The sequence below is a fragment of the Staphylococcus sp. HMSC055A09 genome, from assembly GCF_001809655.1.
In the GTDB taxonomy this organism is placed as follows: Bacteria; Bacillota; Bacilli; order Staphylococcales; family Staphylococcaceae; genus Staphylococcus; species Staphylococcus capitis.
Window position 1 is genome coordinate 12631 of sequence record NZ_KV798359.1, and the last position, 25710, is coordinate 38340.

Annotated in this window: 26 protein-coding genes; all 26 read right to left on the bottom strand. The window is 34.2% G+C overall.

What is annotated here, in order from left to right:
- Positions 1–987, bottom strand: a 987-nt coding sequence (locus HMPREF2642_RS02085) for a MazG nucleotide pyrophosphohydrolase domain-containing protein (RefSeq protein ID WP_070597617.1), incomplete at its 3' end; no start/stop codon positions are given.
- Positions 984–2525, bottom strand: a complete 1542-nt coding sequence (locus tag HMPREF2642_RS02090; RefSeq protein ID WP_070474731.1) for a polysaccharide biosynthesis protein — start codon at positions 2523–2525, stop codon at positions 984–986. The genes HMPREF2642_RS02085 and HMPREF2642_RS02090, both read right to left, overlap by 4 nt.
- Positions 2515–6024, bottom strand: a complete 3510-nt coding sequence (gene mfd, locus HMPREF2642_RS02095) for a transcription-repair coupling factor (RefSeq protein ID WP_070597618.1) — start codon at positions 6022–6024, stop codon at positions 2515–2517. Before mfd ends, HMPREF2642_RS02090 begins: the two co-directional genes overlap by 11 nt.
- The gene (gene pth, locus HMPREF2642_RS02100) at positions 6021–6593 is read right to left on the bottom strand and encodes an aminoacyl-tRNA hydrolase (protein WP_002452459.1); all 573 of its coding nucleotides are present in this window, start codon (positions 6591–6593) and stop codon (positions 6021–6023) included. Before pth ends, mfd begins: the two co-directional genes overlap by 4 nt.
- 259 nt (positions 6594–6852) lie before the next feature.
- A complete protein-coding gene (locus HMPREF2642_RS02105) occupies positions 6853–7512 on the bottom strand; it encodes a 50S ribosomal protein L25/general stress protein Ctc (RefSeq protein ID WP_002436828.1) in 660 nt (219 codons plus the stop codon).
- Between the two features lie 173 nt (positions 7513–7685).
- Positions 7686–8651 (bottom strand): ribose-phosphate diphosphokinase, encoded by a 966-nt coding sequence (locus HMPREF2642_RS02110; RefSeq protein WP_002436814.1) that lies wholly within the window; start codon positions 8649–8651, stop codon positions 7686–7688.
- A 142-nt stretch (positions 8652–8793) separates the two neighbouring features.
- Positions 8794–10149, bottom strand: coding sequence for a bifunctional UDP-N-acetylglucosamine diphosphorylase/glucosamine-1-phosphate N-acetyltransferase GlmU (glmU, locus tag HMPREF2642_RS02115; RefSeq protein WP_070597619.1), 1356 nt, complete (start codon positions 10147–10149; stop codon positions 8794–8796).
- Positions 10150–10373: 224 nt separating this feature from the next.
- Positions 10374–10682 (bottom strand): septation regulator SpoVG, encoded by a 309-nt coding sequence (gene spoVG / locus HMPREF2642_RS02120; protein ID WP_001832195.1) that lies wholly within the window; start codon positions 10680–10682, stop codon positions 10374–10376.
- Between the two features lie 67 nt (positions 10683–10749).
- The gene (locus HMPREF2642_RS02125; RefSeq protein ID WP_002436792.1) at positions 10750–11127 is read right to left on the bottom strand and encodes a RidA family protein; all 378 of its coding nucleotides are present in this window, start codon (positions 11125–11127) and stop codon (positions 10750–10752) included.
- Positions 11128–11147: 20 nt separating this feature from the next.
- On the bottom strand, positions 11148–11972 hold the full coding sequence (purR, locus tag HMPREF2642_RS02130) for a pur operon repressor (protein WP_002436794.1): 825 nt from the start codon (positions 11970–11972) through the stop codon (positions 11148–11150).
- A gap of 14 nt (positions 11973–11986) precedes the next feature.
- On the bottom strand, positions 11987–12835 hold the full coding sequence (gene ispE, locus HMPREF2642_RS02135; protein WP_002436768.1) for a 4-(cytidine 5'-diphospho)-2-C-methyl-D-erythritol kinase: 849 nt from the start codon (positions 12833–12835) through the stop codon (positions 11987–11989).
- 317 nt (positions 12836–13152) lie between these two features.
- Entirely contained in the window at positions 13153–13416 is a 264-nt protein-coding gene (gene veg, locus HMPREF2642_RS02140) for a biofilm formation stimulator Veg (RefSeq protein ID WP_001832193.1), read from the bottom strand.
- Between the two features lie 105 nt (positions 13417–13521).
- Entirely contained in the window at positions 13522–14406 is an 885-nt protein-coding gene (gene rsmA, locus HMPREF2642_RS02145) for a 16S rRNA (adenine(1518)-N(6)/adenine(1519)-N(6))-dimethyltransferase RsmA (protein ID WP_030061110.1), read from the bottom strand.
- Complete coding sequence (gene rnmV, locus HMPREF2642_RS02150; protein ID WP_002452453.1) at positions 14407–14958, bottom strand: ribonuclease M5; 552 nt, start codon at positions 14956–14958, stop codon at positions 14407–14409.
- Positions 14959–15160: 202 nt separating this feature from the next.
- Entirely contained in the window at positions 15161–15931 is a 771-nt protein-coding gene (locus HMPREF2642_RS02155) for a TatD family hydrolase (protein WP_030061108.1), read from the bottom strand.
- Between the two features lie 27 nt (positions 15932–15958).
- Positions 15959–17929 (bottom strand): methionine--tRNA ligase, encoded by a 1971-nt coding sequence (metG, locus tag HMPREF2642_RS02160; RefSeq protein ID WP_070597620.1) that lies wholly within the window; start codon positions 17927–17929, stop codon positions 15959–15961.
- A gap of 214 nt (positions 17930–18143) precedes the next feature.
- Positions 18144–18983, bottom strand: a complete 840-nt coding sequence (rsmI, locus tag HMPREF2642_RS02165) for a 16S rRNA (cytidine(1402)-2'-O)-methyltransferase (RefSeq protein WP_030061105.1) — start codon at positions 18981–18983, stop codon at positions 18144–18146.
- A gap of 1 nt (position 18984) precedes the next feature.
- Complete coding sequence (locus tag HMPREF2642_RS02170) at positions 18985–19233, bottom strand: GIY-YIG nuclease family protein (RefSeq protein WP_002436834.1); 249 nt, start codon at positions 19231–19233, stop codon at positions 18985–18987.
- Positions 19226–19951 (bottom strand): tRNA1(Val) (adenine(37)-N6)-methyltransferase, encoded by a 726-nt coding sequence (locus tag HMPREF2642_RS02175; protein WP_030061104.1) that lies wholly within the window; start codon positions 19949–19951, stop codon positions 19226–19228. Before HMPREF2642_RS02175 ends, HMPREF2642_RS02170 begins: the two co-directional genes overlap by 8 nt.
- A gap of 96 nt (positions 19952–20047) precedes the next feature.
- A complete protein-coding gene (gene yabA / locus HMPREF2642_RS02180; RefSeq protein WP_002436812.1) occupies positions 20048–20395 on the bottom strand; it encodes a DNA replication initiation control protein YabA in 348 nt (115 codons plus the stop codon).
- A 16-nt stretch (positions 20396–20411) separates the two neighbouring features.
- Positions 20412–21215: a PSP1 domain-containing protein gene (locus HMPREF2642_RS02185; RefSeq protein WP_002452448.1), complete on the bottom strand. Its 804-nt coding sequence runs from the start codon at positions 21213–21215 to the stop codon at positions 20412–20414.
- 1 nt (position 21216) lies between these two features.
- Positions 21217–22143: a DNA polymerase III subunit gene (locus HMPREF2642_RS02190; RefSeq protein WP_030061102.1), complete on the bottom strand. Its 927-nt coding sequence runs from the start codon at positions 22141–22143 to the stop codon at positions 21217–21219.
- A gap of 327 nt (positions 22144–22470) precedes the next feature.
- A complete protein-coding gene (locus HMPREF2642_RS02195) occupies positions 22471–22800 on the bottom strand; it encodes a cyclic-di-AMP receptor (protein ID WP_002452447.1) in 330 nt (109 codons plus the stop codon).
- 27 nt (positions 22801–22827) lie between these two features.
- On the bottom strand, positions 22828–23445 hold the full coding sequence (gene tmk / locus HMPREF2642_RS02200) for a dTMP kinase (protein ID WP_002436838.1): 618 nt from the start codon (positions 23443–23445) through the stop codon (positions 22828–22830).
- A gap of 1 nt (position 23446) precedes the next feature.
- Positions 23447–24781 carry an aminotransferase class I/II-fold pyridoxal phosphate-dependent enzyme gene (locus HMPREF2642_RS02205; RefSeq protein ID WP_030061098.1) on the bottom strand — a complete coding sequence of 445 codons (1335 nt, stop codon included), beginning with the start codon at positions 24779–24781 and terminating at the stop codon, positions 23447–23449.
- Positions 24782–24818: 37 nt separating this feature from the next.
- On the bottom strand, positions 24819–25346 hold the full coding sequence (locus tag HMPREF2642_RS02210) for a GNAT family N-acetyltransferase (protein ID WP_002436836.1): 528 nt from the start codon (positions 25344–25346) through the stop codon (positions 24819–24821).
- Positions 25347–25710: the final 364 nt, after the last annotated feature.

The following is a 25710-nucleotide window of genomic DNA, read 5'->3' on the forward strand; positions in this document are numbered from 1 at the left end:
TATATGTGGGTGTCGACGTATCATTTTAGCATTGAGGCTTTCAATCACTTCTTTAATATCCATATAGCCATCTTTTTTACCAATGCTTGTATGCAGTAATACTTGCAATAAGATGTCGCCAAGCTCTTCTATCATATGCCAATCATCTTCATTGTCAATAGCTTCAAACAACTCAAATGTTTCCTCTAATAAATATCGTTTAAGCGTTTCATGAGTTTGAACTTTATCCCAGGGACAACCTTTCTCGTCATCTACAAGAACATCTATAGTTTGTACGGCATAATCAAAGTCTTGATATAGTGCTTTCTCATCTTCTACTTTTGGCACAAAGATACTAGTAAGATTATTAAATTCATTTTCATGGTGATCAATTTCATAAAGTGGACATTCAATTACATGTGAACCTCCACTATGTGCACCAGTAACAATTTTCACTTCAAAATCATCTGGGTAACGTTCCATTAAAACTAACTTTAAGTCAGCAGCCACCATTGCACTGTAGACTTGAGTAATCAATGTATGTGTGCGTACATTAAGCATTGATTCTTGAATCGCAGTACCATCTAATAGCGTAAATCCATCATTAGGATCTAAATCAACCGCTTCAAAAATGTCGTCAATAAAGCTTTTACCACCTAAAATTTCCACCTGAATATCATTATGTGATTGACTATATTCTAATAGTTGGGCAGTAGTCGTTTCAGCTACACGAGGATGTCCTGGCACAGCATACACGATATCTTCAGTTTGTGCGTGTTGAATTAATTCATTCACTATCGTTTGATAGACCTCTTCAAAACTCGAGTTCTTTTCATATATATGATCGAAACTTTCGAATTGAAGCGTTTCTTTAAGCTCTTCTATGACAGGATGATCTAGCGTTCTCGCATAAATTTTGGTTTTATTTTCCAGAAAACGATATACCCCTAGTGGCAAATCATCGATATTATAATTACCTAAACCTACAACTGTAATCGTGTGAGTCATGAACGTCGTCCTTTCTTAAAATGATAGAGTTTATCTCCAAAAGGTAAATATTTGAGTTCTTTATAGCTTAATACATTAAACATTACAACATATATGAGTAAAACACCAACACCAATGAAGGCACTCATAACTAATTCAATAAGTCCCATTACACGTCCATGGGCAGGAATGGTGAGCATGATGATTTGCACACTTATACTCATCACCACTAAACCGCCTATGAGTTTAATGATAAATAACGACATACGTCTAAAATGATAGTGTTTCAGTACTGCCACTTGTAGCACAGTTACAAATAAAATTAATGAAAGTACGGTACTTAAACTCGCACCAAAGATACTTAGCTGACTGATACACATAATATTCAAAATAGCTTTTGAGAGTATTCCAAGTACGATACCCACTAAAATAGGTCTAATGCGATTCAATACTTGTAATAATGCTATATTCATCATAATAAGTGAAACACAAACGACTGTAATCATGTAAATACTGAGTGTTCCCGTTAGACTATCGTTCTTAAAAAAGACACGATTCATGAGTGGCAAGAGATTAATTAAGCCAATTCCTGCTGCAGAACTTATCAATACCGTAATTTTAATTGAAGCATTCGCATATCGGTTCATCAGAACTTGATTGCGTTGATGAATAGCTTCAGTCAATAAAGGTATAAGTACGAAACTAAATGTTGTGGTAACAATTAACCCCATTTGAATAAAGGATGCCCCTCTATCATAAATACCTTTATATCGGATAGCTGTATCGAATGACAGACCACTCACTTGAAGCGTGTGTATAACAGTGAAGCTATCAACCACCTGCCATAAAATGACAATTAATTGGCTTAATGCATAGATGAGTATCGACATGAAGAGCTGACGCCAATCAACATGAGCGGTATTGTGCTTTAATTTTAAGGAAAATGGACGCGTCAGCACTAGATATAGCATGGAACCTAAAAATCCAATAGAAGATGCTAAAATCGCGAGTGTACCAGCCTGATAAATAGACCAACTGTGTAAAGAAAATAAAACAATCGCTACGATGATTAAACTTACTCGAATCAATTGTTCTATTACCTGGGAAATAGCTGGAATATTCATAGCTTGTTTTGTCTGATAAAAACCGCGTAAGACACCTAGTATGCCAATAAATATAAAACTAAAACTTGCCATTCTTAACATAGGTGTCAGTCTTGAATCGCCCATCCATAGCGCTAAAGGATACGCACCAATGAATATGATTGTAAATATGGCCAAGCCAACATACTGTAATCTCAACATGACCTTCGAGTATGATGCAATTGGACTATGCACACCTAATACTTGAGTGACCGCACTAGGTATTGCGTTCATAGATAGAATCATTCCTAAAGCGACAATAGGATAAATTTGTTGATAAGCATACAGACCCTGATCGCCCAAAACATTTTGGTAAGGTACGCGATAAATAGCGCTTAAGATTTTAACAATGACAAGCGCTAGCGTCAGTATCACAACACCATTGAATGCCGTTTTAGGCTTAGGCTTATGCTTCATCTTCAATCGCCATACTTTCTTCAATACATTTAACTAAGAATTTCAAACTATCTAGCCATTGCTTAGATTTAGTTAAAGTAACGCGCATCGCATTTTCTTGTACGCCTACTTTCATCGCTCTACCTAGAGGTTGCGTCTGTTTAAACAATTCTTCACCATTAATATTTTCGGTAGCTTTATTAGAGAGTGAAATTTCAACTGTTTTACCTTTATCTTTAATTAAAGTAATACCAGCATGTAAAGCGTGTACTTTGATTTCAACGATGTCTAAGAGACGTTCTACTTCGACAGGATAATCATTAAATCTATCGATTAATTCATCTTTCACATCAAATAATTGATCTTCTGTCTCAACCTTACGCAGCTTTTTATATATTTCAATTTTAGCTTGTTCATTTTGAATATATTCAGCCGGTAAGTACGCATCAAGGTTAAGTTCAACTTCCACTTCTGGTGCATCTGGCGTCTCTTCTTTAATACCACGTTTCTCATTAACGGCTTCTTCAAGCATTTGTGAATATAGGTCGAAACCGACAGAATCAATAAAGCCGTGTTGTTGTTTACCAAGTAAGTTACCCGCGCCACGAATATTAAGATCTCGCATAGCAATTTTAAATCCTGAACCTAATTCAGTAAATTCTTTAATTGCTTGTAAACGTTCTTCAGCAGTTTCATTTAGAACTTTATTCGCCGGATGTAAGAAATAAGCATAACCTATACGACTCGAACGTCCTACACGACCTCTTAATTGATACAGCTGACTAAGACCAAACCGGTCCGCTTCTTCGATAATCAATGTATTCGCGTTAGGTACATCTACGCCTGTTTCTATAATCGTTGTGGTCACGAGGATATCGTATTCATGGTTAATAAAGCTAAGCATTGTTTCCTCTAAATCACGTTCTGTCATTTGTCCATGTGCAACAGCAATATTAGCTTCTGGCATTAACATTTGAAGCTGTTCACGTTTTTCATAAATTGATTGAACTTTGTTATAAAGATAGAATACTTGGCCGTCACGAGATAACTCACGTTCTAATGCTTCTTTAATAAAATTCGTATTCTGCTCTAATACATAGGTTTGCACTGGGAAACGATTCTCAGGTGGTGTTTCAATTACGGATAAATCACGAACACCTAACATACTCATATGCAACGTTCTTGGAATTGGGGTTGCAGTTAATGTAAGCACGTCAACGTTCTTCTTAAGTGTTTTAATACGCTCTTTATGGCGCACACCAAAGCGTTGTTCTTCATCGACTATGAGTAAGCCTAAATCCTTATATTGAATATCTTTACCAAGTAGTTTGTGTGTTCCTACTACAATATCAACGTAGCCAGATTTTAAGCCTTCTTTAGTTTCACGAACCTCTTTCGTCGTACGGAAACGACTGACAAGTTGAATTTCTACAGGATAATCTTGCATACGTTCAATTAACGTTTCATAGTGCTGTTGCGCCAAAATTGTGGTTGGTACTAGGAATGCGACTTGCTTCCCTTCCATAACCGCTTTAAATGCAGCACGTACAGCTACTTCAGTCTTACCATAACCTACGTCGCCACATAATAAGCGATCCATAGGTCTTTCACGTTCCATATCACCTTTTATTTCTTCGATTGATTTACCTTGGTCTGGCGTTAATTCATAAGGGAAATCATGCTCAAAGGCTGATTGTTCTGCGGTGTCTTCCCCGTATTGGTAACCCACAGACATCTCTCGCTCTTTATACAGATCAATCAGTTCATCAGCAATATCTTCAACGCTTTGTTGAACTTTAGCTTTCGTTTTTTTCCATTCTGTACCGCCTAATTTATTCAGTCTTGGCGATTTATCCTCTGAAGCAACATACTTCTGAACTTGATCCATTTGATCCACTGGTACGAATAATTGATCTGTTCCTTTGTATTGTAATTTAATATAATCTCGATGCGTATCGCCTACTTCAAGTGTTTCAACACCTAAGTAACGACCCACACCATGATGCACGTGAACAATGTAGTCGCCAACATTCAAGTCTTGATAAGACTTGATCTTTTCAGCGTTGGATATCGTTTTGGTGCGTTTTCGCTGTTTCTTTTGCTTAGTCTTGAAAAGTTCTCTCTCCGTAATGACCACTAATTGCATGTATGGTAGTTCAAAGCCTTCTGACAAACTACCTTCCGTTACGATAGCTTGTCCGCTATCTACCTTTTCATGGATATGAGAAACAGTAGGGATGTGCATTTCATTCAACATAGACTGAATACGCTCTACTTTAGTTTCGGTCTCCACAAGCACAATGATGGTATAGTCATTATGAACATATCTTTGAAATTCAGAGCGCATGATATCGTATTGACCGTAAAATTGTTGAACAGGTTTACATGAGAATTTAATGATATGTTGCAATGGTACTTGCATTGAAGATGTAAATAACGTGAAGTATGCAACTGGTTTCTTCTCAAGTAAAGTTTCAAACCCATCATATTTCATGAAACTTTGACCGATGAATCCATTTCCACTCTCAATTAAATTACTAATAAAATCGTCAACTTCAGTAGTTAACGTTTCTTCCGTCTCTTTGACACGATTAAATTCATCTACAGCGATAACCGCATCATCTCTAAAGTAATCTATAATAGTAGAGGGTTGTTCATACATAAATGCGACTAAGCGACGTAATAATTGATGATCAAAGAAAGTAGACTCAAATAATTTAAAACTTTCATACGTCTCTTTTAAATCATTGCGTACAGATTTTTCAATTTTAGGACGTGTGTGTTCATAAGCTTCTTTCAAATGTGTTTGTAGATGCTGAATAACCTCATCAGTGATGATATAGTCGCTTGCAGTAGTAATATCTACCTCATCTAAGTTCTCATTAGAACGTTGTGTTTCAACATCGAAATCTCTAATGGAGTCGACTTCTGTATCAAATAACTCTATTCTTACCGGCGATCCTATCAATGGATATATATCGATAATGCCCCCACGTAGTGAGAATTCACCAATATGAGATACTACACTTTCTCGACGATATCCCATATTAACTAGTTTGTTAAGAAACGCCTCGACATCAATGTCTTCGCCTACTTTTAATGTCATTTGATGATTTTTCCACATATCGACTGGAGTTAGCCATTTCTTAAAGCCATTTAAAGGCACGATAAATAACCCTCGTTGGCCTTGGGCTAACGCCGTCAATGTTCGTACGCGTTCACTCATCAACTGAGGACTTTGTGTAGAAAACTCTTCAGTCATAATATCTTGAACGGGATATTTATAAACTTCTGAGCCATCAACATATTGTAATAAATCTGTTTCAATTTTATCTGCTTGATACAAATTGTTAGTTACAAGTAGTAATTGTTTCTGATCTTTTAAATATTTCTCAGCAATAATCGTTGCTTTAGCAGAAGGGGAGAGACCTGTAACTAATATATTCTCCTGTCCAAAAACGTCGTCTAATTCCTGAAAACGCTTATCTTCACTAATATAATCAGTAATTATTGATTTCAATTGACTTCACCATTATATTCATTCATTACATGATCAAATCTTGATGATTCTATGAAAGCTTCGACAGCTCTAGCAGCATGTTCAATCACTTTGTCCATAGTTACCATTTCTTCTTTAGAAAAGCGTTGTAATACGTAGTCAGGAACTGACATACCATTCGTTGGTCTCCCTACTCCAATTCGAATACGTTTAAATTGATCAGTACCAAGCATTTTAATTATAGATTTCATTCCATTGTGTCCACCCGCGCTCCCCTTTTGACGCAGACGCACTTGTCCCTGCTCTAAATCTAAATCATCATACAAAACGATTAAATCTTCAGGTTCAACATTATAATAATTCATTAACGGTGCTACCGCTTCGCCTGAAAGATTCATCATTGTCATTGGTTCTATAAATAATACTTTGTCCCCATTTAAACGCTCAATCGTGTAAGCACCTTTAAACTTTTGTTTATCGAGTGTAAATTGATTACGTTCTAATATATAATCGATAACTTCAAAACCAATATTATGTCTTGTAAGTTCGAAACGTTTACCTATGTTGCCGAGACCGACAATACACTTCATCTTATGTTACCTCCGTCATTATTCTTAATTTATCTATCAGCCGTATCAATTTGGACCGGTTTTTTTATTGAAAATGAAGGGACGAAATCATACACGTTATCGTCATATCATCCGTCCATATTTTCATATCACTTCAAATAATTAATCATTCCCTATAATAACACAAAAAGCACCATGCTTATTAGTATAAGCACAGTGCTTGTATGTCATTAATCATCTAAAGCCATCATATGAATGACAGTTAGAAAGCAAAAAGAAATTACTCTTCTTCTTTGTTTTCTTCTTCAGATTCTTTGTCGTCACCAACAACTTCAGGTTCTTCAGTAGCTGATTCACCTTCCATAGCTTCCACTTCTTCTTCAGAAGGTTCGTCTGTTGGAGGAACGACTGTTACGATTGAATCCTCTGGGTCATTTTCGATAGTGAAGTCACCAGTAATCTTAACATCAGCAACAGAGAAGCTGTCGTTGATTTGTAATTCAGAGATATCCACTTCGATTGATTCAGGGATATTTTCTGGAGTAGCTGAAACTTCTAAGTCGAATAATGGTTGTTCAACTACGCCACCTTCTTTAGCGCCTACAGCTTCACCAACTAAGTGAACTGGTACTTCTACAGTACGTTCTTCACTCATGTTGATTGCTAAGAAGTCGATATGAGTAATTTGGTTTTTTAATGGGTCAAATTGATAATCTGAAACCATTACTTTAATTGTTTTAGAACCTACGCCTAAATCAATAACACCATTACGTCCTACTTCACGGATTACTTTGATGAATTCAACTTCATCAACTTTAACTGAAGTATTTTTAGTACCGTAACCGTATACAACTGCAGGTACTTTACCTGAGTTTCTTAATTGTTTAAGGTCAGAACGAGTTTGTTTACCTTGACGGATGATTGACTTTAATGAAGCCATTCAAATTTCCACCTTTCAAATTTTGCAGTATTAACAATCTATCGACTGTTCTCATCTGCTCCTCACTTGCCCATCAACTCTATAGTTGCTTGCAAGTGTTTATTTGTCCGTAAATTCAAGAACGAATGTATTATACACGTTGTTAGTTAATTCGTCAAACGCATTTGTAACCTTTAGTCAAATAATACACTTACAGATTCTCGTTCATAAACACGGATAATCGCTTTACCGATTAATCCTGCTACAGAAAGTTCTTTAGTATTAGATGGTTTTCTGCTGTCCTCTAATTGAATAGAATTTGAAACGATCAATTCTTTAATTGCAGAGTTTTCAATACGTTCTTTAGCTGGACCTGATAATACAGGGTGCGTACAACAAGCATAAACTTCTTTAGCACCTTTATCTTTAAGTGCTTGCGCGGCTAATGTAATTGTTCCAGCAGTATCGATAATATCATCAATAATAATTGCTGTGCGTCCTTCAATCTCACCAACAATATTCATGACTTCTGCTACATTTGGTTTTGGACGACGTTTATCGATAATTGCAATTGGAGTTTTTAAAATGTCTGCTAATTTACGTGCGCGTGTTACACCACCATGGTCTGGTGAAACAACAACACATTCTTCTGGATTGATATTAGGGTCATTTTCAAAATGTTGAGCAAGGATAGGTACACCCATTAAGTGGTCGATTGGGATATCGAAGAATCCTTGAATTTGAGGTGCATGTAAATCAAGAGCAATCATACGATTGGCACCTGCTGTTTCAATAAGATTTGCAACTAATTTAGCTGTAATCGGTTCACGGCTTCGCGCTTTTCTATCTTGACGTGCATAACCATAGTAAGGAACTACGATGTTAATATTAGCTGCCGAAGCACGTTTACATGCGTCAATCATAATAAGTAACTCCATTAAATGAAGGTTTACAGGATATGAAGTTGGTTGAATAATAAACACATCACAACCACGGATACTTTCTTCGATGTTAATTTGAATTTCTCCGTCACTAAAACGTTTTACTGAACATTTCCCTAGTTCAATCCCTACATGATCTGCTACTTCTTGTGCTAAAGGTTCATTACCTTTGAGCGAAAAGATCTTTAATGATGAATTCTTATATTCATTATTTAACATTTATAGTCCTCCAATTATTTACTTACACTGTTTATTATATAGAAAATAGAACTTTTTTACTATGTTACAAGTTAAATCAAAATAATTTCTATTGCTAATTCATTTCCACTTTAATCTAACAACATGTTGTTTTTTTAATTAACTATTTTTTCAAATAGCCTTCTTTATTCACTTGTCTAACGCGCGCGATGGCTAAGCTATCTTCAGGTATATCATCTGTAATTGTTGAACCAGCTGCAATAAGGGTGTGATCATTTACTGTTACAGGGGCTATGAGGTTAGTATTACAACCAATAAACGCATCGTTACCTACAATCGTTTTAAATTTATTTACCCCATCGTAATTAACAGTTATAGAACCACAGCCAATGTTTGTTCTTTCACCAATTTCAGCATCACCAATATAGCTAAGATGTGAAACTTTTGCGCCATCTTTGAGATCTGACTTCTTAACTTCAACAAAGTTGCCAACTTTTACATCTGCGCCAAGATTTGAGCCTGGTCTTAACTGAGCAAATGGCCCAACTTTTGTTTTTTCTCCTACAACTGAATCGTTAATGACAGATTGTTTGATGTTAGCATTCGAACGAATTGTACTATTATTAATTTCAGAATATTGACCAACTAATACGTCTTCACCGATAATCGTACGGCCACCAATACGTACACCTGGTTCTATTGTTGTGTCAGCACCTATTTCTACATCAGGACCGATAAATGTTGAATCTGGGTCAATAATAGTTACGCCATTTCTCATATGGTAATGATTAATACGTTTTTGTAGAGCTTTTTCAGCCTGACTTAACATAACTCTATCGTTGACACCCATGATTTCGTCAAAATCATCTGTATGGTACACTTCTGCCTTACCACCATCGTCTAAAATAAGCGATAAAACATCAGGTAAATAATATTCACCTTGAACGTTATCATTTTTGACTTGTGCTAATTTATCAAATAGCTCTTTATTATCAAAAGCAAAAATACCAGAACTAATTTCCTTAATCGCACGTTCGTTTTCATTTGCGTCTTTTTCTTCAACAATTCGTTCTAATTGATGGTTGGAATCTCTTACAATTCGACCATATCCGTACGGTTGTTGAGTTGACGCAGATAATACAGTTACTTGTGCTTCTGTACTTTCGTGTTGGTCGATAAGTGATTCTAACGTCTTAGATGTGATTAACGGCGTATCACCACACACAACTAAAGTTGTCCCCTCTTTATCTTCCAAATGTTCATATGCCATCTTTACAGCATGTGCTGTTCCAAGTTGTTCCTCTTGAAAACTGTATAATGATTGATCGCCTAAAGTTTCTTTGACACTTTCTGCGCCGTGTCCAACGATAGTTACAATTTGATTAACTCCAGATTGTTTAACATTGTTGAGAACATGTTCAATCATTGACTTGCCAGCAACTTCATGAAGCACTTTATATTTTTTAGATTTCATTCTTGTGCCTTTACCTGCTGCCAAAATAATCGCATGTCTTTGCATGAATGCTAACCCTCCATTAAAATTTACACTTCATAATTATTATAATTTAACAACTAATAGACTTTCAACTTTTAAAAGTTTTTGTTAACTAATCGTTAATTTTTTATAAACAACTTAAATTATGTAAATATCGGGCGACAATGAGTTGTTGTCATAAAAAATGGTCAACGCTCCGACATTTGAAACGTTGACCATTTTTTATACTTTAATTTTATATTTTTTAATTAAGCTTCGTCTGATTCTTCATTGTCTGAAGTCGCATTTTTATCCGGAATGACTTCATCAGTTTCATCATATACTTTCATTACAGCATCTTGAATTTCTTGACGCATATCAGAGTTGATTGGATGCGCAATGTCGCGGAATTCACCATCTGGTGTACGTTTACTTGGCATAGCAACGAATAAACCTGAGTTTCCTTCAATTACACGTAAGTCATGGATTACAAATGCTTCATCAAGTGTAATGGAAACAAGAGCTTTCATTCTGCCATCAGTTTGTATTTTTCTAAGTCTTACATCTGTCACTTTCATGTAGTGAGCCCCCTAGTATATCTTTATATTAATTAGAAGCTTGACAATATTTTTTAAAAGAAAATTATTATTCCTTAACTTTACCTATCAATTCAATTTCCACCTTCACGTCTTTAGGTAAACGTGCTACCTCAACACAGCTACGTGCAGGTTGGTATTTGCCGAAATAATCTCCATAGATTTCATTAATTTTTTGGAAATTATTCATATCAGAAATAAAAATTGTTGCTTTCACAACTGAATCTAAATCAGAACCAGCTTCTTGAAGTACTACAGTTAAATTTTCTAAAACTTGCTTCGTTTGTTCTTGTACATCATCGCTAACGATATTTCCATCAAGTGTTAATGGAATTTGACCTGATGTAAAGACTAAGTCATTAACTACTGTAGCATGTGAATATGGTCCTAATGCTTCTGGTGCTTTGTTTGTGTTTACTGTTTTCATGTTGTATAAATGCTCCTTTTCTAAGAAAATTTAGACAAGCTGTTGCCTGGCTCTACTTTAAATTCCTGATTATATTCATCGACATCTGATAATCTGACTAAGGAAGTATAATCTTCAATCAATCTTTGTTTAACTTCTTTTGATTCTACAAGTACTGATACCCCTTTTACGTGAGCTTTAAACTCGTTCATTAAATTCATAACTCCATTTATAGAGCCCCCAGCTCTCATAAAATCGTCTACTACGAGGACATTGGAATTCTCAGCTAAAGTACGTTTTGATAACACCATAGTTTCTATCTTTCTTGATGATCCAGAAACATAGTTAATGGAAACAGTAGAACCTTCAGTTACCTTATTGTCTTTTCTAATAACCACTACAGGTAAATTTAATACGTTTGCTACTGCATTAGCAAGCGATATACCTTTAGTGGCAATTGTCACGACAGCATCTAGTTGCTCTTCCATATAAATACTTGCAATCAACTTGCCTACTTTATTCAATAAAGTAGGGTTGCCAACTAAATCTGATAAGAATAAATAGCCTCCAGGCAACAATCGTTCTTTTTCTTGTAAATGCGTAATGACTTCGTTAACAACCTCAGTCGCTTCAGCCTTACTCATCATTGGTTTATAAGTCACACCACCACTTGCACCAGCAGTTGTAATAACCGTACCCAACTGTTCTTTTTGAAAAGTGTTTTTAATGATTTGAACATCTTCACTTATAGAAGATTTCGCTTGTTTAAATTTTTTAACGAAAAAAGTGAGGGGTATTAATTTATTCGGATGATTCATAAGGTATTGAGTCATAAACACAATACGTTCGCTTCTTTTATATCTCATTTTTTCAAACCCTTCTATCCTAATAATCTTACTAAATATACTTCGTTGCAACATCCGTTAACTGAATTATAAATGTTTTTAGCCTGTCGCTCTTTTTGAGCTAAACCATATACCGTTGGACCACTCCCGCTCATTAATGCACCATCAGCACCGCATTGTAACATGTTATCTTTCAGCTTTTTTATTTCTGGATGCATTGATATCGAAATAGGCTCTAAACGGTTAGATAAGCTCTCACATAATTGATAGTAATTGTTTGTTTTTAAAGCCTGTTTGCACATATCGTTATTTACAACATGCTTTTCGTTTAAGTTTAGTGCTTTAAATACATCTGGAGAGGATATTCCTAAATCTGGTTTAGCCAAAACTACCCATGCAGAAGGTGGTTTATCTAAAAATGTCACACATTCACCTCGACCAGTACATACTGCAGTCTTATTATAAATACAAAACGGGATATCCGTCCCAATTTGTATACCTAGTGCCGATAATTCATCTAATGATTTACCTAACTCAAACAAACGATTCATACCTCTCATCGTAGCTGCCGCATCCGCAGAACCACCAGCTAATCCAGCCGAAACTGGTATATCTTTATCAATAGTAATTGTAACGCCCTCTTTAATATTATACGTATCAACCATCAATTGCGCCGCTCTATATGCAAGGTTCTTGTGATCATTAGGCACATAATTATGTTCAATATCTACAACAATCTTTTTATCTTTGCGTTTTTGAAAAGATAATCGATCGTTTAAATCAATCGTAGTCATAATCATTTCTATTTCATGATAACCATCATCTCTTTTGAAAAGGGTATCGAGCGTAAAATTTATTTTGGCAGGTGCCGTTTCATATATCATTTTTCCGCCCTCTCTTCGAATTATTAATAAGATGATTTTAACATAAAGGTCTTAAATATTTGATAGATTACCTTCAATTTTTCGTAAAATCTTAATGAAATACATTTTAAAAAGTAATAATATACGTTTTTTGATTTTTTAAAATATAAATTTTTATATGAGCCGTATTTGAAAAGTCCTGAGTAACTATGACTCAAACTTTACGAGGACCTTATACCAAAAAAAGAGTATTGAACTTTTCGCCCAATACTCACCTTAATAAATATAATATAAAACTGTGAAGTTTAGAGTAATCAATCACTCTTATGTGTTTATAATTAGTGTGCAACTGCTTCTTGATGATTATCTTCTTCAAATGAAACTTGTACGTTCTCTGTAAGCACATCAGTGTATGTATAAGATACGCGTTCAAAGTTGTGTTTATCTTGATCTAACTCGACAATGAATACTGAAGGATATGTTTCTTTTAAAACACCTGAGCGTTCAATTGTCTTTTTGCGTCCACCATTGGCTTTAAGTACAATACGATTTCCTAAATGACAATCAATAGAATTTTTGATGTCCAAAATTGATTTTGGCATATTGCCCCACCTCGCTACAAGTTACATAATACCATATTCAGAGCGTTTTCGTCAAATAAAATTTAAATTTTATCAAGGTAAATGACCTTTGTCAACATATTAATTTTATAATTCTGGGAATTTTTTCTTTTCCTCATATAAATTAGCAAAATCTTGTATTGTAAGCGTTTCACCACGTCGTTTTGGATCAATTTCTGCACTTTCCAACCAATTTAATATTGACGCTTTATGCTTTTTACCATCTTTAAAAAAGTTTTGGTAGTTATTATTAATTGTTTTACGTCGTTGTGCAAATGCAGCTTTAGCTAATTTAAAAAACGCTTCTTCATTATCAACTTGTACTAAAGGTTCTTCACGTTGCATCAGTTTTACTACAATAGAATCAACATTTGGAGGTGGCATAAACACCGATTTAGGCACTGTCAGAACTTTACTTGTCTCTGTATAATATTGAGCAACTATTGAAAGTGAACCATATGCTTTAGTACCTACAGTTGCATTAAGACGTTCACCAACTTCTTTTTGCATCATTACCACATAGCCATCTATAGGTATATCTTGTTGCATTAAATTTAATAATATAGGCGTAGTAATATAATAAGGTAAATTTGCCACAACCATGATTTTTTCACAATCACTTAGGTGTGTATGAACTGCTTTACTAATATTTGCTTTTAATATATCTTCATTAATAATTGTCACATTATCATATGGAGCAAGAGTATCCTCAAGAACTGGAATTAATCTTTGGTCTATTTCAAAAGACATCACTTTTTTAGCATTTTTAGCAAGCTGTTCAGTCAATGATCCCATACCAGGACCAACTTCAATTACGCCCGTAGTATCATCTATTTGACTCGCATCAATAATTTTATTAATTATATTTACATCAACTAAGAAGTTTTGGCCCAAACTTTTTTTAAAGTTAAAACCGTATTGGTCTAATAAAGCTCGCGTACGAGATGGTGTAGCTATATCTTTATGTTCCATTTATTTCTCCCTTCTTTCATCATCAAGTAATGCCTCTCTTACATCTTGTTCTGTATAACCAAATGCGTTAAGTTTCTTTAGCAATTGTTTGCCATTTGAGTGACCAATATGTAGTTTTTGTCCTAATATCTCTCTACGACGTCTTGCATCCTTACCAATAATAAGCCCTAAATCAATAAGTACACTCTTATCAATAGTTTCTTCTGCTTCTTCTAATGGAGAGCTCACATGCATTAAAGCTTCACGAATATCTTTAACGTTTGCATGCTCAATGCCAATTTTACCTCTTTTGTTTTTAGCTTTTTCTCTATCTAAGTAAGCATGTTTCACACCTGGTACATAATCACGTATTGTATGTCGAATTTTATCACCTGGGAAATCAGGGTCAGTCAGTACAATAACACCTCTAGTTTCTTGAGCGTGACGTATAACATTTAGTGTATCCTGATTGATTGCACTACCATTCGTTTCAATTGTATCGCATTCTACAGCAGTTTTAACACGTTCAGTATCATCCCTACCTTCTACAACGATAAATTCATTAATCTTCATATTTATACCTTCCAAGTCTATGACATTTAACTTTATTTTATATAAATAATTCTAATTATTAAAACATGAGCTACTTGAATCTTTAATATTACTATACCGGCACTCTTAAATTTATAAAAAATGAGAAAGATGTCTCATACTTTTAAAAGTGTGATGATATTCATCCTTTCAAAGTCGGACACCTTTCCCACTATAATTATTATTAGTTCAATTTAAATAAACGTTCTGCATTTTCAGTCGTTTGTCGACAAACTTCCTCATAGGACATATCTCGTAAATCAGCAATTTGTTGTGCAACTAAAGTCACACGTTCTGGTTCATTTCGTTTACCTCTATAAGGATGTGGAGATAAATATGGTGCATCAGTTTCACATAACAAACGATCCATAGGTACATGTTGTGCCACTTCTTTAGGCTGTTTGGCATTTTTGAAAGTAACTGGACCACCAAGAGAAACATAGAAATTCAACTTGTTTATGACAACATCCGCAATTTCAGGCGAAGCGCTAAAACTGTGCATGATGCCACCGACTTCTTCGGCATGTTCCTCCATTAAAATGTCAACACAGTCTTGAGTTGCTTCACGATTGTGAATAATTATAGGTAATTTCACACGTTTAGCTAGGGCAATTTGCTTTCTAAATACTTCTTTTTGAACATCAGCAGGAGATTTATCCCAATGATAGTCTAAGCCCATTTCTCCGATACCAATAATCTTAGGATGCTTAGACAGGCTTTCAATCCACTCTAATCGTTCGTCTGTACAATCTATAGCATCGACAGGATGCCAACCGATAATTCCATAAATAAATTCATATTTATCTATGAGTTCCATAGTGCGTTCTATAGTAGGTGTATCAAATCCTACTACGAACATTCTATCTACGCCTGCTTCTTGCGCGCGAGATATCACTTCATTTAAATCTTCATCATATTGTTCATCATTTAAATGTACATGTGTATCGATTAACATCATTATCTCTCCTATCTTTAAACAATATTATTTAATGACTGCACCGTTTGGAATTGCACTTGGTAAACTTACTAATGTCAGTACCCCATCTTTCTCTGCTGATAAAATCATACCTTCAGATTTTTGTCCCATTAATTTAGCAGGTTTTAGATTGGTAACTACAGCAACTTTTTTACCAATAATATCTTCAGGTTTATAGAATTTTGCTATTCCAGATACGATTTGACGTTGTTCGTTGTCTAAATCAATTTGAATTTTCAATAATTTATCTGATTTTTTAACATTTTCAGCATCAGTAATTGTTGCAGCTTTAATTTCAACTTTATCAAAGTCTTTAATATCAATTTGTTCTTTACTTGGCACTTCCTCTTTTTCTTCAGATTTAGGTGGTTGCATAGATTCTTTAATATAAGCTATTTCCGCTTCCGTATCTAATCTTGGGAAAATAGGTGTTGGCTTTTCAGTAACTAATATTGGTTCAGTAAGTGCACCGTAGCTTTCAAGACTTTCTAATTGCGATAATTTAGGGTCATTCATGTTAAGTTGTTTGAAAACCTCTCTTGGTGCATGTGTTAAGAATGGTTGCAGTAAAACAGCTGAAAAACGAATGTTCTCAACTAGATGTGCCATTACATTACCAAGCATGTCACGTTGATCCTCATCTTTAGCTAATACCCATGGTTGAGTTTCATCAATATATTTATTCGTACGGCTAATAAATTTCCAAACCATTGATAATGCTACAGAGAATTGTAAACTTTCCATATTTTCATTAAAGTTTTTAACTGTTTCAAGTGCCATCGCTTCCATATCTTCATCAAGTTCATGTTTAGGACCTTGATATGCTGGTAACTCACCTTGGAAATATTTATTTATCATTGAAATTGTACGATTAACCAAGTTACCTAGGTCATTCGCTAAATCATAATTCGTGCGTTCAACGAAAGCTTCTGGAGTGAATACTCCATCTGAACCAAACGGTAACTCACGCATTAAGTAATAACGCGTAGCATCTAGACCATAGCGGTCAATTAATACATTAGGATCAACAACATTACCTTTAGATTTACTCATTTTACCGTCTTTCATTAAAATCCAACCATGCGCGAAGACTTTCTTAGGTAGCGGTAAGTCTAAAGCCATTAATAATATCGGCCAAATAATAGAGTGGAAACGTACGATTTCCTTAGCCATTAAATGGATATCTGCAGGCCAATATTTATTGAAAAGTTCTTCATCATCTGATAAATAGCCTAAAGAAGAAATATAGTTTACAAGCGCATCAATCCAAACGTATACAACATGTTTAGGATTTGATGGTACACGAACTCCCCAGTCAAATGATGTACGAGATACAGCTAAATCTTCTAATCCAGGTTTGATAAAGTTATTAATCATTTCATTTTTTCTAGATGGAGGTTGGATGAAATCTGGATTTTCATCATAAAACTCTAATAAACGATCTGTATATTTATTAATATTAAAGAAATAACTTTCTTCTTTAACAAGTTCAACTTCATGTCCGGAATCTGGACTTCCCCCCCCTACAATTTCCCCATTTTCATAAACTGGGTCAACAAGTTGTGATTCTGTATAATAAGTTTCATCAGGAACTGAATACCAACCTTCGTATTCTCCTAAATAAATATCACCTTGTTTAAGTAGGCGTTCAAACACTTTTTCAACAACTTGCTTATGACGTTCTTCAGTTGTACGAATAAAATCATCATTTGAAATTTCGAGTTTATCCCATAAACTTTTAATTCCGGCAATCATTTCATCTAAATATTCTAATTCAGTTTTACCAGCTTTTTGAGCTTTTTCTTGAATTTTTTGGCCATGTTCATCTGTACCTGTTAAATAACGAACATCATACCCTTGCATTCTTTTATAGCGCGCAATAACGTCGCCTGCGACAGTAGAGTATGCATGACCGATGTGTAAGTTCCCACTTGGATAATAAATTGGGGTAGTTATATAAAATGTATCTTTAGCCATCACTGGTCCTCCTCATTAATTACATAATAAATGATATCTAAATTTATTTTTCTTTTCAATGAAGTAGCGCACTACTATGTATCAACTTTCACATTCTCTCATCATTTGAAAATGAATTGTCATCATCTTTACTACAATACCATAAAATCGGTGTTTTATGGTGGCTTTCACGTGAATTCATCACTAATTAAATACATGTAGAACATAATAATTTTTATTCTACATCATGATATATATTGTATACTTCTCCAGTTTTCATTCCACGATCTAGCGCTACTGACTTAATTGCTTTCTTCGGTTTTAATTGATCTCTTTCAATATAATATTCAACATGTTCTTTAATACTTAATTCCTCAAACCATGAGTGATTGACTAAAGGACGTGCGCCTTCAATTAGAATCACAAATTCACCTTTTAGTGGAATGTCACCACTTTGAATCATTTCTAGCATGTGCTCAACTGGTAAAGTCATAAGTTGCTCAAATCTTTTAGTCAGTTCTCTGCCTATAGCTATTTTTCTCATATTATCAACTTTAGCTATTGCTTTAAGTGTGTCAGTAACACGATGTGGAGATTCATATAAAATCAAAGTACTATATTGATACATTCTCTCTTGCAATACATCTAATTTTTCTTTCTCTTTTCTAGGTAAAAAGCCTAAAAATGTATATGTAAAAGAAGGAAGACCACTTGCCATTAGTGCTGTTAAACCTGCATTAGGTCCAGGGATTGTTTCTACATTTATATTCTGGTTACGTGCTTCAACAACTAACTCATATCCTGGATCACTTATAAGCGGTAACCCCGCATCTGAAACTAAAGCTATATTTAAACCAGAAATGAGTTGCTCAATTAAATACTCTGTTTGTTGTTCTTTGTTATGTTCATGGTACGATTTTAAAGGTGTTTCAATCTCGTAATGGTCACATAACTTTCGTGTCACTCTAGTATCTTCACATGCAATCATATCTACATTTTTTAATGTGTCTACCGCACGAAACGTTATATCAGCTAGATTTCCTATAGGCGTTCCTACTAAAAATAAAGTTGCCATGTTACCCCTCCTCAATCATTTTTAATTTTTTCTTTCTAGAAAATGTTTTAATTTCATACTCTCTTTTTAACGCTTCAGATTTTGTCCCATACATTTCTTGATAAACTAACTCTACCGGACGTCTTATTTTAGTATATTTAGCACCTTTACCTTCATTATGTTTTGCAACACGCGCATTCACGTCTTTCGCATAACCAGTATACAAACTGCCATCCATACATTTAACTATATAAACAAAATGTCTATCCATAATATATGCCTTTCATTTCATCACTATATGTACCATCTTGATTGTAAATATAAAAAGGTTGCTGTATATCTAGCCCTTGTTTCCCACCTTTTCGTCCCTCAACTACAATCGTTTGTGCTGATTTATTAGCTTTACTGTATACAAAAGTGAGTTTCTTAGGTTCAATTTTACCATTTCTCATTTCAGTTAAGACATCCATAAGCCTATCCGCACGATGTACGACGATAAATCGTCCACCTTCCTTAAGCAAATGCCGTGCAGCTTTAACGCAATCAGTGAAATCACACATTACCTCATGACGTGCTATTTTATGCGCTTCTTTTTGATGTTGATTCAGTTGATTCACTTTAAAATAAGGTGGATTACATGTGACTAAAGTATATTGAGAAGGTTTGAAGGCGTCATATACATTGTTCAAATCCATCAGATACATTGTAAGTCTCTCATCTAAGCTATTGTGTACAAAACTGCGACGAGCCATTTCTACTAATTGGTCTTGGATTTCAATGGCTTCTATCTTTTGATTGCACTTTGCGGCTAATAGCAAAGGTATAACTCCGTTTCCAGAACATAAGTCCATGATTCGATCGTTTTTTCTAACTTCAGTCAAATGTCCTAATAACAGTGCATCTGTTGAAAAAGAAAACACATCATCATTTTGAATAATCTCATACCCCTCTTTAATTAAACAATCTAATCTCTCATTTTCTTTAAGCATACTTTTACTCCTAAAAAAAGGATGTCATTATAGCATGATTTTCTTTTCATACATATAATACACCCTTAAATTTAATCATATCGACCTTTCAAAACATTAATCACTTAATACATTTAAACACAGTAGGCAATCTTCTCCGTGTCTGTGTTTTCCAAACAATTCGCCTTTACATATATGAAATCCTTCTCGATATAACATAGCTAAATTATCTTTACTTGGAGAAGGCGTTTTAACGTGCTTTGAATGACTTCTTTCTTCATTGTTAGATTCTGACTGCTCGTCTTTCTCCATCAATCTTTTTAGATTATCATTTTCAACTTGCAACGCCACATTCTCTTCAACAAGTTCAACAGCTAAATCTTTGAGTTCAGTCATATCGTTCGTTAATTGTCCTACATTTCGTTCAAGTCGCATTAATCTCTCGAATAATTCATTTCTATTCAAAGGTCGCTAAACCTCCTTAGTTAAACGCTTCAATTTCTTCCATTTTGTACTCTAATGGTTGTTCAAGTCCTTCTATTTTTACTTGCATTGAAATATCTAAAATATTTAAACCTATAACTTTTCCACTTCCATCAGGAGTTTGAACTAACTCACCAACATCGGGCAACTGTGCTCTTGCTTCTTCGTAATAATCATTTTCATATTTCAAACAACACATTAATCGCCCACATGCTCCTGAAATTTTAGTTGGATTTAATGATAGGTTTTGATCCTTAGCCATTTTAATAGATACAGGTTCAAAGTCACCTAAAAATGTTGAACAACAAAGCGAACGACCGCATGGCCCAATACCACCTAATAACTTCGCTTCATCTCTTACGCCAATTTGTCGTAATTCAATTCTTGTTTTTAAATTTTGTGCCAATACCTTAACTAATTTTCGAAAATCAATACGATCATCTGCAGTAAAATTGAAAATAACCTTCGACTTATCTAGTGTGTATTCACAATTTACTAAACGCATATCCAAATTTTGTTCCTTTACCACTCTCTTACAAAGTTCTAAAGCCTGTTTTGCGTCGCGCTCATTATTATAATATTGTTCTTCATCTTCTTCATTGACTACTCGAATAATTTCTTTTAAAGGTAAAGTAACATCTTCATTAGCGACATCTTTCGGCGGGAATTTTACAATACCTATTTCAATGCCTCGTTTAGACTCAACGACCACCCAATCGCCAACGTTCACATTTAGTTGGTTAGGCGCATAATATTCCAATTTCCCTGCTTTTTGAAACTGAACACCTACAACATTTGGCATCTCATCTCACACCTCTTATTACTATTTGTTCAAATACGAGTGTTGGATTAACGTTTTGGTTTAATTTCTTATGAGCTTCAGTCAGTTGGTCATACATCAGAGTCATTTGATTAAACGTTAAACTTTCCGCGTATTTTTTCATTTCCACACTCAAATCACTATATATAAAATGATTATCTATATTTACTTTTGCATGCATCATGTCTTCAAAAAAACCATTTACTGCTGCTAATGTTAACAATTGTAATTTGCGATTCTTAGCCTGTTTAAGCAAATCAATAATACCAATCATCGCCATTGGTTTATTAGATAAAATAAGTTCACACCAACGGATAACTGACTTTCTTAAAGCAGTTAAATCATATTCTTCATTCAATGCTATTGCTGTCTCAACTTGAGTTGTGTATGTACTTATCATTTCAGCAACAGGTTTAGTTAGTGATGCTTCAACCAATCGCTCAATAAACTGTTTTCTATCAATTGGCTTAAAATAAACATGTTGACACCTAGAATGTATCGTATCCAAGATTTGTTCTGGTTTAGTCGATAATAAAATCGCGATTGTATTCTCTGGTGGTTCTTCTAAAAATTTTAGTATACTATTTTCACCTTGAACAGTTAATTTTTCAAAATCTTCGATAATATACACTTTATAGCGTCCATCAATCGGCAATTGATTCATATAGTGTACGAGTCTTTCTATTTGTTCTTTCTTAATCGTGTTCTCATCAGAAGAAACATACATGAAATCAGGATGATTAAATGTATCAACTTTCAGTTCGCACTGGCTATCCTCTGCACACAAAATCAACTTAGCAAAGTTAATAGCTACATGTTTCATAGTTTGAGCATCGTCACCCTCAAATAAATAAGCGTGTGATAACTTATTTGAATGATATGCATGAGCTAACTGTTGTTGTTCATCCATGATTGACGACTCCTTCTTAATTTCTTATATAAAAAAAGACTACTCAAAAATTAGCTTGAGATTGTAGACATCTTACTTCAATCAAATTTAACAATGCGAACAGTAATCCTTTACATTAATACATATAATAACGAATTTCAATGCTATAACTCAAAGGATAAACCATGTTTTGAATGAATATGACCTCAATCCTAAGCTACATTTCAAAGCAGCCCAACATTGTAATTAAAATAATTACTATTTCATAACTGAATTGATTCCAGTACAGTCGCTATTAATCAGCTCTTCAACTTACATACACTTGATTTAACGACCATTTATTTCTATTTAAAATTGGTGAAAGGCCTCGATTGGCATAACAAATACTGTTGCTCCACCTACTTCAACTTCAACTGGATATGGAATATATGAATCAGCACTACCACCCATTGGAGTAATTGGAGAAACAAGTTGTTCTCTATTACCACAAGTGTTATCAATAACCGTTAATAGTTCTTCAACACGTTCATCATTAACACCACATAAGAATGTAGTATTACCGGCTCTTAAAAATCCGCCTGTAGTAGCCAATTTAGTTGCTCTAAAATTATTTTTTACGAGTTGGTCTGAAAGTTCTTGACTATCTTGATCTTGGACGATCGCTATAATCATCTTCATTTTATAACACCTCTTATTAATATTATATCACATATTTTTTAAATATTTGATGATAGATTGGTAAGCTTCCTCAACAACATTTTCCAAATCCTGATCCGCATTTACTTTAACAAAACGTTCAGGATCGCTATCGATGACTCTCTGATAACCTTCAATCACTTTCTCATGAAACGCCTTATCTTCCTGATCTAAACGGTTTTGATTACGTTGATTTTTAAGGATACGTTGATGTCCTACTTCAGCACTTACATCTAAATAAATAGTTAAGTCAGGATACAATCCATTTATTGCAAATTCATTTAAAGTTTTCACTTCTTCAATACCTATACCCCTTGCATATCCTTGATAAGCTAAAGAACTATCAATATATCTATCACATAGTACAATTTTATCTTTTTTTAATGCCGGGATAACTTTTTCAACAAGGTGCTCACGTCTTGAGGCTGCAAACAACATCGCCTCAGTTCGAATATCCATGTTATTTCCCTCTAATACAACTCTACGTATTTCTTCTCCTGTAGGAACTCCACCAGGTTCACGAGTTGTAATAACATCCATATCTGTAGCTAATTTTTGACTTACTTTCGATATTACAGAGGTTTTTCCTGCTCCTTCAGGCCCTTCAAACGTTATAAAAGCTGACATTTTATTCATCCTTAACTAAAAAATTTTGATCTTTCAAACCTTCAACTTTTATTCCGAGGTTTGAATAATGTTGTAATAATTTTATCATATGTGTCGTGATAACTTCTCCTCTAAACATTACTGGTATTCCAGGAGGATATGGCACAATATGCTGTGCTAAAACTTCACCTTCCGCTTGATGAATTGCTATCTCTTTTACTTTTGGAAAATGAACTGCCCTATACTCACTCGATGCTAGCATCAAATTCAATTTTTTAGGAGCATGTTCAGCTCGTTCAGGAATCTCCATTTCATTTATTGTTTTAATTAATAATTCAAACGGAAATACGTCATTTTCATGCCAAAGTGGTAATACTAGCAAAATTTGATGCTCATCAACTAATTCAACAAAAATATTATGATCTTCGAACCAACGTTGTATATCATACCCTTCAAAACCATCATAACTAACGACTAATTTAACAGCATCGTCGGGTTCACCAATGTTGAATCCTTTCTTTTTTAATACTTTTATAAAATGTTTTCTCTTTTCAAAGAATAACTCACTTTTAAATTCATTATAGAATTCTTGAGCATATTCCAAACTAGACATAACTAAATATGAGGGACTTGAAGTTTGAAAATAAGATAAATACTCTATTACTTGTGAACGTAAAGGCGCATCTTTATGTATAAATAAAACTGAGCCCATGGTTAAAGCTGGTAACGTCTTATGATAAGACTGAACCACATAATCCGCACCATAATTCATAGACGAAATCGGAAAACCTTCGAGATCAAAATGTGCGCCATGCGCTTCATCTACTAATACTGGAATGCCATTATCATGTAATTTATTAATGAAATTTCCAATATTAAATGTTTCTCCGTAATAATTTGGATATGTACAAATACCTAGCTTATAATCCTCAATCACATCTTCTAGTATTGGTTCTACATATTGACATGTTAGGTTACTTTGATGCATAGCTGTAAAAGTAGCTTGTGCTTTTGCTAAGTCTAACCCATGGAAAACTGATTTATGAACATTTCTACTAATAAGATATCGTCCCTTTTTCTCTGAAAATGCCTGTATCACAGAGAGTATCCCTGAAGTAGTCCCATTAATAAGCAAAAATGCATCATAATCATCGTGTTTTTTAAAATGAGACATACTTTCTAAAATGATATCTTCTGGTTGATGCATATCATCAAGTCCCGTAATTTCTGTCATATCCATATTAATTTTTAGTTGATTTAAATTTCCTATAGTCATGTTCTTATGTCCTGGAACATGCATTGAAATAACTTTATTATCAATTAACTCTTCAAGTTTATTTGTTATAGGTTTTTCCATCTTATCCACTCTTTTCTATTCTCCCAATGCAACACTTCTACCTAATATGAGATAAATCATCATCATGTTGATTAACCCAATTTCTCTTTAATAATCCCATCACATAACAATCTCTATACTCTCCACGTGTATAGAAATGTTCCTTTAATGTACCTTCAATCTCGAAATTATTACTTTTATAAATGTGAACAGCTTTTTCATTTTTAATGTCTACATATAAATATACTTTATTCATATTTAATACTAAAAATGCATAATCAATTGCCATTTTGAAAGCTTTTTTAGCATAACCACGATTCGCAAATTGAGGATCTATAATAATTAAAACTTCACAAGTACGATGTATAAAATTGATTTCTAATAATTCTACTACACCGATAGATACCTCATCTTCTTCAATGATAAATCGTCGCTCAGATTCATCTAAAATATGCTTTTTATAAAGATTCTCCAATTCACTAAGTGATTGATAAGGTTCTTCAAACCAATATGACATAATTGAATATTCATTATTTAAATGATGTACGAAAGGTAAATCCGTTTCCTCTAAAGCTCTTATAATCATATTAATGCTCCTCAAAAATTTACTCATTTACTACTAGTGTATTAAAAAAGCATAAATTTCTCTAATACTTCACTAATACTAGAAAAATTTATGCTCGTTCTTTCTTTGAAATAATTGATCTTTACTCTTTTAAATCTCTTTATTTTCGCATAAAAAAAGAGACCTTGCGGTCTCGATTCGGCTCATCGCATCCATACGATTTATTTGCCTGGCAATTGGTTCTTAATGGCTTTGGCCATTAAGTAAGTAAAATTAAGTATTAAAAATACTTATTTTACTTTAGAACGTAAGTCGGCTACCTTCGGCGCTAAGGTGCTTCCTCTGCTTCGAGAACAAGCGCTCGCATCTTTCTTCATTTGCGTCT